The following is a 12,813-nucleotide window of genomic DNA, read 5'->3' on the forward strand; positions in this document are numbered from 1 at the left end:
CCCACCCTAGGAGTTCGCGGCTCAGTACAGCATCGTGCGCATGTTCGCCTCGTCCAGATACTTGGCGAGCTCATCGACGTCGACCCCGTCGATCATCATCTTGACCAGTTGCGCGGCGCTGGGCACCGCCGCTGGATCCCAGCTGTCAGGCTGCCACGCGTCGGAGCGCAAGAACGCCTTGGAGCAATGGAAGAACACTTCTTCGACGCCGACCTCGAGCGCCAGGATCGGACGCTTGCCCCGCACGGTCATTGCATCGAAGTAGTCGGCGTCGGCCAGGACGCGGGCGCTGCCGTTGATGCGCAGGGTGTCGCCGCGGCCCGGAATGACGAACAACGTGCCCACCCGCGGGCGCTGCAACACGTTGAGATAGCCGTCGACGCGGCGGTTGCCGGGGCGTTCGGGGATCGCGATCGTCTTCTCGTCGATGACGTGGACGAAGCCTGCGGGGTCTCCCTTCGGTGACACGTCGACCCGGCCGGCGGCGTCGGTGGTCGCCACAAAACCCAGCGGCGAGTGGGCCAGCCACAGCTGATGGGCCGGCCCCAGTCGCTCCTTGACCTTGTCGGCCACCAGTTGGTTCGGATGACCCACGATCTCCCGTAACTCCTCGGCGGTGGTCACTTCTCGGCTCATGGGTGCCATCATGCCGTCGAAGCGCCGGGATCGGGCACGTCCCCGAACGTGCGCGTCAGCGCCCTGCGGTCCACCTTTCCGATGCCGCGGCGCGGCAACTCGTCGACGACGTGCACCTCGCGCGGTGCCGCCGTGGCCGGCAGCTGTCCTGCCACGTGCGCGCGTACGTCGTCCAGCGTCACCGCGGCTCCGGGCCGCAGGACCAGCGCAGCGACCACGCGCTGGCCCAGGCGTGGGTCGGCGACACCGAAGACCGCGCACTCGGCCACCGCGGGATGGCCCAGCAACACCGCTTCGACCAGATCGGGCAGCACGGTCAGTCCGCCGGTGCTGATGCCGTCGTCGGCGCGTCCCAGCACCCGCAGGACCCGCGCTTGGTCGATGGTGCCGACGTCGCCGGTGCGAAACCAGCCGGTCTCGGCGAACGGGTCCGGTAGGACGGGGTTGCGGTAACCCAGGGCGATGGTGGGGCCGCCCAGCGAAATCAGACCGTTATCAGCAACTTTCACGCTGACCCCGGCCAGCGGGACGCCGTCGTACACACAGCCACCGGCGGTCTCGCTCATGCCGTACGTGCGTACCACGGAAACTCTTGCAGCCGAGGCCCTCTCGGAGAGACCGGGCGGCATCGGCCCACCTCCGACAAGCACGGCATCGAATCCGGACAGGGCCTCTGCTGCAGCGGGCTCGCGCAGTGCTTTGTCCAATTGCGCGGCAACCAGCGATGCATACCGGCGCCTGTTGCCCATCGCGTCCACCGCGGTCACCAACTCGGCCGGATCGAATCCGGGATGCAGTGCCACCGGGTCGACGCCGGCAATCACACTGCGCACCAACACCTGAAAGCCGGCAACGTGGTAGGCCGGCAGCGCCAGCAGCCATTGCCCGGGACCGCCCAGCCGGTCGTGGGTGGCCTGTGCACTGGCCATCAGTGCCGTGGCGGGCAGCAGCGCACCTTTGGGGGTACCGGTGGTCCCCGACGTCGACAACACCGCCGCGACGCCGTCGTCGATCGGCTCGCCGGCCCGCAATGCCGTTGTCAGAGCGGAGATTTGTGCGCGATCGGCAGCCGGCACCGGTAGTGCACAGACTCGCCCGGCCACGACATCGTGCACGATCGGCAACGCCGAGAGCGCGGCCGGCCCGGAGCCGATCTCGACAGGGTGCAGGGTGGCGATGGCGTGTCCTCGGCTAGCGGGTGTCGCGACGCAGCGGATGGTCGTCGGGAACTTCGACGAAGATCAGGTTCACCCCGTCGGGATCGGTCACATGCATTTCGTGCAGACCCCACGGTTCTTTCCGCGCTTCGCGCGCGATCGCGATCCCGCGGACCCGCAACTCGTCCTGGGTGGCGTGAAGGTCGCGCACCTGAAGCCACAGCGCACCGGGGAACGGCGGGGCTGCGGTGTCGGGACCACCGTGGCCGGCCAGTTCGATCAGCGACTGTCCGGCATAGAACACCGTGCCGCCTGCGTACTCACGGGCCACGGCCAAGCCGAGCTGGTCGCGGTAGAAGGACACCGAGCGTTGATAGTCCTTCGGTCGGAACAGCACCCGGCTGGCGAGGATCTCCATGACGTCGTGTCTACCACTGTCAACCGATATGACGGTCGGTGTCGGCCCAATAGGGTTCGCGCAGTGCGCGTTTGAGGACCTTTCCGCTGGGTGTGCGGGGCAGCGCGTCGACGAAGTCAACGCTCTTGGGCAACTTGAAGCCGCCCAGCCGCGCGCGGGCGAATTCGATGAGCTCGGGTCCGTCCAGTGCGGTGTCGGCCACCGGCACGACCACGGCTTTGACGGCTTCACCCCAGCGCTGGTCGGGAACCCCGATCACGGCCGCGTCGGCGACCTTCGGATGGGTCATCAGCACGTTTTCGACCTCGGCGGGGTACACGTTCTCGCCGCCGGAGACGATCATGTCCTTGACCCGGTCGTGCAGGTACAGGTAGCCGTCGGCGTCGAGGTAGCCGGCGTCTCCGGTGCGCAGCCAACCGTCGGCGGTCAGTGTGGCCGCGGTGGCGTCGGGGTCGTTCCAATAGCCCAGCATGTTCTGCGCCGAGCGGGTCCACACCTCGCCCACCGAACCGAGCGGTACGTCGGCGCCGTCGGCGTCGGCGACTCGCACCTCGACCCACGGATAGGGCCGGCCGCACGACCGCAGCAGCGGCGGCAGGTGTTCGGCGCCGTCGAGTTGGGTGATCGAGCCGGTCGTCTCGGTCATCCCGTACACCTGCGCGAAGATGCCGCCGAACCGGTCGATACCGCGCAGCAGCACGTCGTCGCTGATCGGGGACGCGCCGTAGACGATCACCCGCAGCGCCGAGAAGTCGGCGCTGCGGACACCAGGGGTATCCAGCAGTGACGCGATGACCGACGGAACCAGCAGCATGTTGGTGACGCGGTGGCGCACGACCGCATCGAGGATCTGCGCGGGCACGACGTCGCGCAACACCACCGTGGCCGCGCCTTCCCACAGCCCGGCGAACACCCACCCGGACCCGGCCATATGGAACAGCGGCATCACCGCCAGGCTGATCGCGTCGGAGCTCAGCTGCCATGGCCCCGCCGCGACACCGCCGGTCTTGCAGACATAGTTGGCGTTGCTGAGCATCACGCCCTTGGGGCGCCCGGTGGTTCCGGAGGTGTACATCAGGAACACCAGATCGTCGGCGGCGGTGCGCACGCCGGGGTCGACCGCGGGATGACCGGCCACCCATTTGGTGAAGTCGGGCCAGCGGGGGTGGGCACCTAGGGCCAGCACGGTGGCTTCGATGTCGTCTTCGATGGCCTCGAGATGGTCGAAGAAGTCGGCGCCGACAACGACCGCCACCGCGCCACTGTCGCGCAGGATGTGGCGAATCTCCGGTGCGGCCAACCGCCAGTTCACCGGCACGCCGACAGCGCCGAGCTTGGCCAGACCGAACACGACGTCGAAGAACTCGGCGCCGTTCTTCTCGACGAACGCGACCCGGTCACCGGGACCGATGCCGGCCGCGGCGAAGGCCTGCGCGGCGCGGCTGGAGCGGGTGTCGAGGTCACCGAACGTGATGACCTGGTCGTCGACGATCAGCGCCGGCGCCTCGGGTCGCCGGCGGCCGTGGACCCGGATGATGTCGGCGACGGTCTGGATCATCGGTCTTTCGGCTGCACCCGCTGGCGCTTCATGATGGAGTCGACGGCGGCCGGGGCGATGCTGTTGATTGCGTGGGCGGTGACGGCGATGCGCGGGGCGATGTGGACGGGCCGATGCCGCGCGGCGGTGACCATCCAGCCGGCCGCTTCGTCGGCCGACAGCCCGGGCAACCCGTCATAGGCCCGGGTCGGCGCGATCATCGGCGTTTTGACCAGGGGGTAGTACAGCGTCGTGGCGTGCACACCCCGATCGGCCCATTCGGTCTCGATGATCCGACTGATCGAGGACAGGGCCGCCTTGGACGCGTTGTACACACCGAACAGCGGCGGCGATTCGGTCTTGACTCCCCAGGTGGACACGTTGATGATGTGGCCGTCTCCCCGGTCGAGCATGCCGGGGGCCAGTCCGCGGATCAGCCGCAGCGGGCCGTAGTAGTTCAGCGTCATGGTGCGTTCGACGTCATGCCAGCGTTCCAGCGATTCGGTCAGCGGCCGGCGGATCGAGCGACCGGCGTTGTTGATCAGGATGTCGACGCCGCCGAACTCCTCCTCGACGGTCGCGACGAGACGATCTATGGCGTCGAGGTCGGACAGGTCGCAGGGGCGGGCGTGGGCGGTACCGCCGGCGTCGGTGATACCCGCGACGAGCGCGTCGAGCAGTTCTCGGCGGCGCGCCACGACGACGACAGTCGCCCCGCGCCTGGCCAGTTTCGCAGCCGCCGCTTCACCGATACCCGACGATGCGCCGGTCAGCAGGATCCGCTTGCCGGCGAGGTCGACGGCCTGGTGGGCGGGTCGGTACTGCAGCAGTGTGGGCAGTAGCGGGGGCCGCATGCTGGTCAACAGCATCTGGTCGGCCAGCCGCCGCAGCGGGTTCCTGCTCACGTCTCGTCCTCTCGTGATTTCGGCGCGGAAAACGACGCCAGGTGTCGCAAAACGCGCCGAAATCGCATCAGAAGTAGCGGGGAAACGGTGACCAGTCCGGGTCGCGCTTCTCCAGGAACGCGTCGCGGCCCTCGACGGCCTCGTCGGTCATGTACGCCAGCCGGGTGGCTTCCCCAGCGAACAGTTGCTGTCCGACCAGGCCGTCGTCGAGCAGGTTGAATGCGTACTTGAGCATCCGGATGGCCTGCGGAGATTTGCCGTTGATCTCCCAAGCCCACTGCAGCGCAACGTTCTCCAGATCAGCGTGCTCGACCACCTCGTTGACCGCGCCCATCGCGTGCATCTGCTCGGCTGTGTAGGCGCGACCCAGGAAGAAGATCTCGCGGGCGAACTTCTGCCCGGCCTGGCGCGCCAGGTAGGCCGAGCCGTAGCCGCCGTCGAACGAGCCGACATCGGCGTCAGTCTGTTTGAAGCGGGCGTGCTCGCGGCTGGCCAGCGTCAGATCGCACACCACGTGCAGCGAGTGCCCGCCGCCCGCGGCCCATCCGTTGACCAGGCAGATCACCGGCTTGGGCATGAACCGGATCAGGCGCTGCACCTCCAGGATGTGCAGCCGCCCGGCGCGCGCGGGGTCCACGGTCTCGGCGGTCTCACCCGACGCGTACTGGTAGCCCGAGCGTCCCCGGATGCGCTGGTCGCCGCCGGAGCAGAATGCCCAGCCACCGTCCTTGGGTGACGGTCCATTGCCGGTCAGCAGAATGACCCCGACATCGGAGGACATCCGCGCGTGGTCGAGCACGCGGTAGAGCTCGTCGACGGTGTGCGGGCGAAACGCGTTGCGCACCTCGGGCCGGTCGAACGCGACACGCACCGTCGGCTGGTCGACGGCGCGGTGATAGGTGATGTCGGTCAGGTCATCGAAGCCGGACACCGGCTCCCACCGGCTCGGGTCGAACGGGTTGCTCGCAGCCTCGGTCACGAGGTCACGGTATCGAAGCGGAACACCGGGCAGCGCCCGGCCAGCGTTTCGAACTCATCGGGATGAGGGCCGGTGACCAACCCGGCGTTCTTCATGAAGCTCACGCCGGTGGGCACCAGCACCGGGAACTGCCGTAGCAGCGGTCGGGCCTGCTCGACGGGCAGCTCGACAAGCCGGACGTGTTCGCGCCGTTTACCCGATCTCAGCTCGGCATCGGGGTTGGCCTGTGCATTACGCACCCAGTCCGAGCCGGGCAGACCACCCACGACGTAGCGGTGGCCGTCGACCTCGAACGGGGTGATCGGCGTGGACCGCGGTTGCCCGGATTTGCGGCCTGTGACGGTCAGGACGACCGGCCCGTCGGTGAGCAGGCCGGTCCGGTTGAGCAGGATCATCGCCTTGTTGACGTACTTGAGCCACCACGGCGGCCGAATGCGATCGCTTGCCATACCGTCGAAGTTACGCTGGCAGATCTAGGCCGTGGGCGCTGAGCGCGGCACGTAGTCCGTCCGAGCGCTGCGTGGTGGGCAGCGGGTCGACGAGTGCGAACCGGCATCCCACCGCTCGTGCGCCGCCGTCGGCCTCATCGCTGTCGCCGACCATCAGGGCGTGCCGCGCCGGCACGCCGAGCCGGTCCAGTGCGGTCTGGAAGATCGCCGGGTCGGGTTTGACTGCGCCCACTTCAAACGACAGCACAAATTCGTCGACGGCCTCGGCAATCCCCAGAGCCTGGAAGGCCGGCCGGATGTCGAACGCGATGTTGGACACCACGGCGGTCTTGATGTCACGGCGGTGCAGCCCGTCGAGCACCGCAGCGGTGTCGGGGTAGGACGACCAGCAGGCGGGGTCGATCACCTTGGAGTAGAGCGCTTCGGCATGATGACGGGCCAGTCCTGACTGGGCCAGCACATGCAGGTAGGCCTCCCTGTGCAGGTGCGGAGCGAGATCCCGGTTCACCCACGCTTGCAGCGCTGCGGGTGTCATCGCCACCGATCGGCCGGTCGGGGCGGTCAGCCGGCGCATCAGTTCGGCCTGGACGTGGCCATCGATCTCGCGGTCTTCCTCGGAGTCGAGGGTCATGCCGGTGAACCAGCTCGTGTCCTCCTCCAATCGGAACAACGTCCCGGAAAAGTCGAACAGCACCGCCTGCACGTCATCCACGCCACCTATGGTGCCAGTTACCCCTCGTCGAGTACTGCGCTGGCATCGGACTTCGCCCACAGGTTCAGGAAGTTCGTCATCATCAACAGCCGGCTGCGGATCTGTTCAGATTCGGTGATTGCCGGGTCGAAGCGGTCGGTGACGGGTTCGGGCAGCGCGTTGAGCAGAAAGCCGGGCACGTCGAGTAGCCAGGTCGTCCCCATGATCGCGACGTAGGCCAGCACGTGGTCGTGCACCGCGGACGTGTCGAGTCGCGGGCCGCCCGCGGCGGCGTACTCGTCGGCGAAGTGTCGCAGCAGATGTTCGAAGTGCTTGTCCCACATGCTGGTTTCGGCGCTGCACAGCGCACCCCAGATGGCCATCGCGAGGTTCATCCGCCCCACACATCCCCAGTCGAGCAAACCGCATTGGAGCTGGTCTCCCGCGCGCCAGAACCAGGCGTTGTCGACGTTGGCGTTCCAGTGGCACAGCGCGACATGGTCGGTGTCGGCGGCCAACCTGTCCCACAGCGCGTCGACACGGCGTGCGATGATCTCCACATCGTGGTGCAGGCACGAAATAAACTGTGGTGCAACGATATCGGCCGGTAGAAGGCCCGGCCGGCGGGCGGCGAGTTCACCCAGCAGGTCGACGCGCCGGTGCAATTGATCGGCGGAGTAGAGCCTCCGGTCGCCGACGGAGAGCCGGCGTATGTCGACGCTGAAGGCCGAGCCCGCGCCCAGCAGTCCCGCCTTGTCGCTGCCGGCGAGCCGGCCCAGCGCGCCCAGCAGTGCCTCGTAGTGCTGCAGTGGTTCCGGCATGGCGTAGTCGGCGCACTTGGCATGCTGCTGTTCGATCCCGTTACTGCCGAACGCAATCCGATCGGTGATCAGGATCCCGGTACCGGATTCCGCGTGGTAGTCGGCGAACAGGCAGCGCGGTACGGCGATCGGGAACCGGGCCGCGCGCGTCAGCAACGCGAAACGGACCTCCAACGCCATCTGAGTGCGGCCCAGGTCGCGTGCCGGGTCGTCGAAGTCGCGGGAGAACTTGACGAACAGCTCCCGCGGCAGACGGTGCGCACCCCGATAGGAGACCGTGAGCAGTGCCTTGCGACCGGTGCTGCCGCCACCGAACTCGGTCAGGCTGTCGAGGGCGATGACCGCGGCGTCGTCGTCCAAGACACCTGCGCGGCGAAACGCCGCGGTGAGGAACTCAGGCCCGGTCTCGTCCAGGGAGACGGCATCGGCGGGGAAGTCAAGGCCGAGATGATCACCCGGGTAGGTCCGCATTCGGTGATTGTGCCCGGAACGGCCACACCTAGCGGTTGCGCCCCGCCTGTCGGCGCCCGGCCGACACCGGCGCCGAGTGTACGCATTCTGACGCGTCCGCCGGGTAGCGCCGTCATAAACCGAACATTGGGCGGCCCGGGCTCAGCCCGGCTCAGCCCGGCTCAGCCGACGGAACGCCCCGAGCCCTCCCAGAACTGTGCCCGCACCGCCTTCTTGTCCGGCTTGCCCAGCGCGGTGATCGGCACCGAGTCGGTGACGACGACCTGCTTGGGCACGTGCACCGAACCCTTGCGATCCTTCACCGAGGCCTGGATCTCGGTGATCATGGTGGCCACGGCTTCCTCGGAGCGCTCGGCGTCGGGCCGCAGCACCACCACGGCGGTCACCGCCTCACCCCACTTCTCGTCGGGGGTGCCGATGACACACACTTGGGCCACCGAAGGGTGTTCGGCCACAACATCTTCGACTTCGCGGGGGAAGACGTTGAACCCGCCGGTGACGATCATGTCCTTGGTGCGGTCGACGATGTAGTAGAAGCCGTCTTCGTCTTCACGGGCCAGGTCGCCGGTGTGCATCCAGCCGTCCCGGAAGGTCTCGGCGGTGGCTTCGGGCAGGTTCCAGTATCCGCCCGACAGCAGTGGGCCCGACACACAGATCTCACCCACTTCGCCCTGCGGCACCGGGTTGCCGTCGGGATCCAGCAGCGCGACCCGGGCAAACAGCGTCGGGCGGCCGCACGACGTCAGCCGCTTCTCGTCGTGGTCCTTCTTGGACAGGTAAGTGATCACCATCGGCGCCTCGGACTGGCCGTAGTACTGCGCGAAGATCGGGCCGAAACGGCGGATCGCCTCCGCCAGGCGCACCGGGTTCATCGCCGAGGCGCCGTAGTAGACGGTCTCCAGCGATGACAGATCGCGGGTGTGGGAATCCGGATGATCCATCAGCGCGTAGATCATCGAGGGCACCAGCATCGTCGCGGTGATTTTCTGTTCCTCAATGACCTTCAGCACCTCGGCCGGGTCGAACTTCGTCATGACCCGCAGTTCGCCGCCCTTGACGATCACCGGAGTGAAGAAGGCTGCTCCGGCGTGCGAGAGCGGCGTGCACATCAGGAAGCGTGGGTTCTCCGGCCACTCCCACTCGGCGAGCTGCACCGTGGTCATCGTGGTGATCGACTGCGTGGTGCCGATGACGCCCTTGGGCTTGCCGGTGGTGCCGCCGGTGTAGGTCAGACCGCCGACGTGGTCGGCGGGCAGGTCCGCGGCGACCAGCTGCTTGGCCGGGTACTTGGCGGCCTCGGCGGTCAGGTCGACGGCGGTGACGTCACTGTCGGCGAGCTCGGGGGGCACCGGCCCGATGGTCAGTACCTGCTTGAGCGACGGCACCTTGGCCACCAACCCCAGCGCACGCTCGACGAACATCGGGTTGGGGTCGATGATCAGCGACGTCACCTCGGCATCGGACAGCACGTAGGCGTGGTCGTCCAGGGAGCCGAGCGGATGCAGAGCGGTGCGCCGGTAACCCTGGGTCTGTCCGGCGCCGATGATCATCAGCACCTCGGGCCGGTTCAGCGACAGCAGGCCGACGGCTGCCCCGGTCCCGGCGCCGAGCGCCTCGAACGCCTGAATGTACTGGCTGATGCGGTCGGCGAGCTCACCACCGGTCATCGTGGTGTCGCCGAGGAACAGCACCGGCCGGTCCTTGTGTCGCTTCAACGCGCCGACGGTGAGGTGTCCGGAGTGCAGGAAGTGGCGGAGCATCGGGTCCGACGAGCGCTCGGGCGAGGAGGCATCGACAAGAGTCATGGCTACAGACTAGAACGTGTTCCAATTCCAGCAGAAGGGTCCGGGCGGAATTGCCGTCAACTCGCGCCCAGTCGGCTCACAGCACCCCGCATCCGGCGGTATCGCACAGCAGTGCGCTGGCCAGCAGGATCGGCCACAATGCAACAGAAGCGGCCACGGCGATCAGGTCGGCGAAGACGGTGAACTGCGGGTTGAACAGCGACTCCAGCCTGCCCAGCAACGGGATGTTCGCAGCGGTGTAGATCACGCCCGCCACGGTGTAGAGCAGCGCGACCAACAGCGCCCGGTCCACGAAAGTCGCTGCGCTGCCACCGGTTCGATAGGAGCGCAGGAATCGCCGCCAGCGCCGTTCCTCGTTGTCTTCGGCCACGGGGCTCAGCCGACGCGCTCGCCGAGCGGTCCGGTCCGCGGCCGAAAACAGTTCAACGCCATGTGCGAGATCTCCTGGGTGCCGCGCGCGTTGGCTGCGCGTGAGGTTGCCGCAGTACCGAGACGCTGATTCGTGCGGCGGCGCCAAGGCTATCCGAGAGCACCAATAAGTAAATGGCGGTTCGGGAAAAATGTGGACTCTTCTCGCGACGGTTTTCGGCGCGTTAGGGTGGCGACATGGCATCGACTGCGGTCGTCCGCGCCGACCGCAGACGCCCCAAAGACCGCAAACAACAGATCGCTCGAGCGTCGGCGGAAGCGTTCAGCGAGCTTGGTTACCACGCAGTAAGTATGGAGGACATCGCCTCGCGCGTGGGCGTTACGGCCGCATCGCTGTATCGGCATTATTCGGGCAAGTACGACTTGTTCCGCGCGGCGGTCCTGGGGCTGGGTGAGCAGCAGGTCGCCGCCACTGCGTTCGTCGACGCCGACTCTGACTCCCAGCCCGCGCAACTCTGGGAGCGGATCGTCGGTGCGCTGATCGACACCTCGATCAAGAATCGTGCCAGCGGGGGGCTGTACCGGTGGGAGGCCCGCTATCTTCGGGAGCCCGACCAGGCCGTGATCAACGAGCAACTCAAGATGGTCAACCGCCGCCTGCAGCGGCCGCTGGCGCAGTTGCACCCCGAACTGGGCAGTCGGCAGCGGTGGGTGCTCTCAGCGTCGGTGCTCAGTGTGATCGCGAGCATCACAGACCACCGGACCAAGCTTCCGGCCGACGAAATTCGTCGGTTGCTGGCCGACCTGGCGCGCCGACTGCGTGATGTTCACCTACCGCCGTGGGCCGCCGATGACGAGCGCAGAGAGCCCCGCGGCCGCCCACTCGACGCGGCCGGCGAGTACGAGTTGACCCTTGCCGCGGCGCTGCGGCTGTTCCACGAGCACGGATACCGTGAGACCGGAATGGACGACATCGCCTCGGCGATCGGTCTGCCGGCGTCGAGCATCTACCGCTTCTTCAGCGGCAAAAGCGCGCTCCTGACCGCCATCTACCGGCGCGCCGCCGACCGGGTCTCCGGGGACGCGAGCACCATTCTGGCCACCGCACCAGATGCCCGCGCGGCGATCGAGCGGCTGATCGCCGCCTACGTGTGGCGCTTTCTCGCCGTGCCCGAGCTGGCCTATGTGTATTACGCGGAGCGGATCAACGTCCCGCCCGAAGACCGCGCCACGTTGCACAACATCCAACGCGCCACCGTGGAGGCGTGGGCGCGTCAGGTGGTCGCGGCGTGCCCGGACCGGTCCGAGGTTGAGTCCAGATTCGCTGTGCAGGCAGCGTTCGGACTCGTCGTCGACATCGGACCGATGATGGCCGATGTCGACACCGACTCGGCCCGGTCGATCATCACCGCGTTCATGCGCAAGCTTCTGCTCGAAGAACCCGTTTCCGATCCGCACTGAAATCTACGAGTGCGTCAATCGCAACACGGTCACCGGCCGGTACCTAATAAGTTAATGAAAGATTCGCGAAACCTTGACGCAATCCGCGAGACGGTCATACGGTATGTCGACCATCGAGGACTGAGTTGCGTCAGCGGACGGTGGCCGAAATCGGAAGGCGTGGAACGAGCCAGTCATGCGCCTGGGCTGACCGCAGGCGCGACGGCGCCTCATCGCGCTGGTGTCGGGATGCGCTGTGGCGGAGTGGATTTCAGGTATGACTATGAGAGATCAACCGGTCCGTCAGGATGACTCCGTACATGCCATCGGGGACTGGGCCGGCGGTTATGTGCGCCGCCATCCGATGGCGTCGCTGGGTACCGTCGGAGATCAGTTCGTCCTGGGCGTGCGCACGCTGCAGTACTTCTTCATCGATCTGTTCACCGGACGATTCCAATGGCAGGAGTTCATCCGGCAGGGCGCGTTCATGGCAGGCACCTCTGTACTGCCAACGGTGTTGGTGGCGTTGCCGATCGGGGTGACGTTGTCGATCCAGTTCGCGCTGCTGGCCGGGCAGGTCGGTGCGACGTCGTTGGCCGGGGCGGCCAGCGGGTTGGCGGTGATCCGTCAGGCCGCGTCACTGGTGGCCGCGATCCTGATGGCCGCCGCCGTCGGGTCAGCGATCACTGCAGACCTGGGCTCCCGCAAGATGCGCGAGGAGACCGACGCGATGGAAGTCATGGGCGTCTCGGTGATCCGGCGGTTGGTGGTGCCGCGCTTCGCTGCCGCGATCATGATCGGCGTGGCGCTGACCGGTGTGGTGTGCTTCGTGGGCTTCTTGGCCAGCTATCTGTTCAACGTGTACTTCCAGAACGGTGCGCCGGGCAGCTTCGTGGCCACCTTCGCCTCCTTCACCACGACCGGCGACATGGTCGTCGCACTGGTCAAGGCGGTGATCTTCGGCGCGATCGTGGCCGTGGTGGCCTGCCAGAAAGGTCTGTCCACCCAAGGCGGGCCGACCGGAGTGGCGAACTCGGTCAACGCGGCTGTCGTGGAGTCCATTCTGGTGCTCATGGTGGTCAACGTCGGGATCAGCCAGCTCTACATCATGATGTTCCCCCGGGTCGGCCTGTAA

The 12,813-nt window shown here is 67.1% G+C and carries 13 protein-coding genes; 2 read left to right on the top strand and 11 right to left on the bottom strand.

The features are described 5' to 3' along the window. Positions 1-21: 21 nt before the first annotated feature. From KXD98_RS03070 to KXD98_RS03120, 11 genes are all read right to left on the bottom strand, one after another. A complete protein-coding gene (locus KXD98_RS03070) occupies positions 22-636 on the bottom strand; it encodes a pyridoxamine 5'-phosphate oxidase family protein (RefSeq protein ID WP_260761825.1) in 615 nt (204 codons plus the stop codon). 8 nt (positions 637-644) lie between these two features. Next, a complete protein-coding gene (gene menE, locus KXD98_RS03075; protein ID WP_260764950.1) occupies positions 645-1,754 on the bottom strand; it encodes an o-succinylbenzoate--CoA ligase in 1,110 nt (369 codons plus the stop codon). Positions 1,755-1,827: 73 nt separating this feature from the next. Continuing rightward, entirely contained in the window at positions 1,828-2,211 is a 384-nt protein-coding gene (locus KXD98_RS03080) for a VOC family protein (RefSeq protein ID WP_260761826.1), read from the bottom strand. Between the two features lie 19 nt (positions 2,212-2,230). Continuing rightward, positions 2,231-3,769 carry a long-chain-fatty-acid--CoA ligase gene (locus KXD98_RS03085; protein ID WP_260761827.1) on the bottom strand — a complete coding sequence of 513 codons (1,539 nt, stop codon included), beginning with the start codon at positions 3,767-3,769 and terminating at the stop codon, positions 2,231-2,233. Further along, on the bottom strand, positions 3,766-4,653 hold the full coding sequence (locus tag KXD98_RS03090) for an SDR family oxidoreductase (protein ID WP_260761828.1): 888 nt from the start codon (positions 4,651-4,653) through the stop codon (positions 3,766-3,768). The genes KXD98_RS03085 and KXD98_RS03090 overlap by 4 nt, the downstream gene beginning before the upstream one ends. Before the next feature lie 67 nt (positions 4,654-4,720). Beyond that, a complete protein-coding gene (locus KXD98_RS03095) occupies positions 4,721-5,632 on the bottom strand; it encodes a 1,4-dihydroxy-2-naphthoyl-CoA synthase (RefSeq protein WP_260761829.1) in 912 nt (303 codons plus the stop codon). Then, positions 5,629-6,081, bottom strand: coding sequence for a nitroreductase family deazaflavin-dependent oxidoreductase (locus KXD98_RS03100; RefSeq protein ID WP_260761830.1), 453 nt, complete (start codon positions 6,079-6,081; stop codon positions 5,629-5,631). Before KXD98_RS03100 ends, KXD98_RS03095 begins: the two co-directional genes overlap by 4 nt. A gap of 10 nt (positions 6,082-6,091) precedes the next feature. Beyond that, positions 6,092-6,793 carry an HAD family hydrolase gene (locus tag KXD98_RS03105; RefSeq protein ID WP_260761831.1) on the bottom strand — a complete coding sequence of 234 codons (702 nt, stop codon included), beginning with the start codon at positions 6,791-6,793 and terminating at the stop codon, positions 6,092-6,094. Positions 6,794-6,810: 17 nt separating this feature from the next. Continuing rightward, complete coding sequence (locus KXD98_RS03110) at positions 6,811-8,064, bottom strand: hypothetical protein (protein ID WP_260761832.1); 1,254 nt, start codon at positions 8,062-8,064, stop codon at positions 6,811-6,813. Between the two features lie 161 nt (positions 8,065-8,225). Continuing rightward, a complete protein-coding gene (fadD8, locus tag KXD98_RS03115) occupies positions 8,226-9,869 on the bottom strand; it encodes a fatty-acid--CoA ligase FadD8 (RefSeq protein ID WP_396882329.1) in 1,644 nt (547 codons plus the stop codon). Between the two features lie 76 nt (positions 9,870-9,945). Then, positions 9,946-10,239 (bottom strand): hypothetical protein, encoded by a 294-nt coding sequence (locus tag KXD98_RS03120; RefSeq protein WP_260761833.1) that lies wholly within the window; start codon positions 10,237-10,239, stop codon positions 9,946-9,948. A gap of 236 nt (positions 10,240-10,475) precedes the next feature. Between KXD98_RS03120 and KXD98_RS03125 the strand changes: the two genes are divergently transcribed. Together KXD98_RS03125 and KXD98_RS03130 are read left to right on the top strand one after the other, a co-directional pair. Next, positions 10,476-11,699, top strand: coding sequence for a TetR/AcrR family transcriptional regulator (locus KXD98_RS03125; protein ID WP_260761834.1), 1,224 nt, complete (start codon positions 10,476-10,478; stop codon positions 11,697-11,699). 256 nt (positions 11,700-11,955) lie between these two features. After that, positions 11,956-12,813 (top strand): ABC transporter permease, encoded by an 858-nt coding sequence (locus KXD98_RS03130; RefSeq protein WP_260761835.1) that lies wholly within the window; start codon positions 11,956-11,958, stop codon positions 12,811-12,813.

This window comes from Mycobacterium sp. SMC-4, assembly GCF_025263265.1.
Taxonomy (GTDB): Bacteria; Actinomycetota; Actinomycetes; order Mycobacteriales; family Mycobacteriaceae; genus Mycobacterium.

Coding starts and splice junctions, on each gene's coding strand:
- KXD98_RS03070 (WP_260761825.1), bottom strand. CDS start 636: ATGAGCCGAGAAGTGACCACCGCCGAGGAGTTACGGGAGATCGTGGGT.
- KXD98_RS03080 (WP_260761826.1), bottom strand. CDS start 2,211: ATGGAGATCCTCGCCAGCCGGGTGCTGTTCCGACCGAAGGACTATCAA.
- KXD98_RS03085 (WP_260761827.1), bottom strand. CDS start 3,769: ATGATCCAGACCGTCGCCGACATCATCCGGGTCCACGGCCGCCGGCGA.
- KXD98_RS03100 (WP_260761830.1), bottom strand. CDS start 6,081: ATGGCAAGCGATCGCATTCGGCCGCCGTGGTGGCTCAAGTACGTCAAC.
- KXD98_RS03110 (WP_260761832.1), bottom strand. CDS start 8,064: ATGCGGACCTACCCGGGTGATCATCTCGGCCTTGACTTCCCCGCCGAT.
- fadD8 (WP_396882329.1), bottom strand. CDS start 9,869: ATGACTCTTGTCGATGCCTCCTCGCCCGAGCGCTCGTCGGACCCGATG.
- KXD98_RS03125 (WP_260761834.1), top strand. CDS start 10,476: ATGGCATCGACTGCGGTCGTCCGCGCCGACCGCAGACGCCCCAAAGAC.
- KXD98_RS03130 (WP_260761835.1), top strand. CDS start 11,956: ATGACTATGAGAGATCAACCGGTCCGTCAGGATGACTCCGTACATGCC.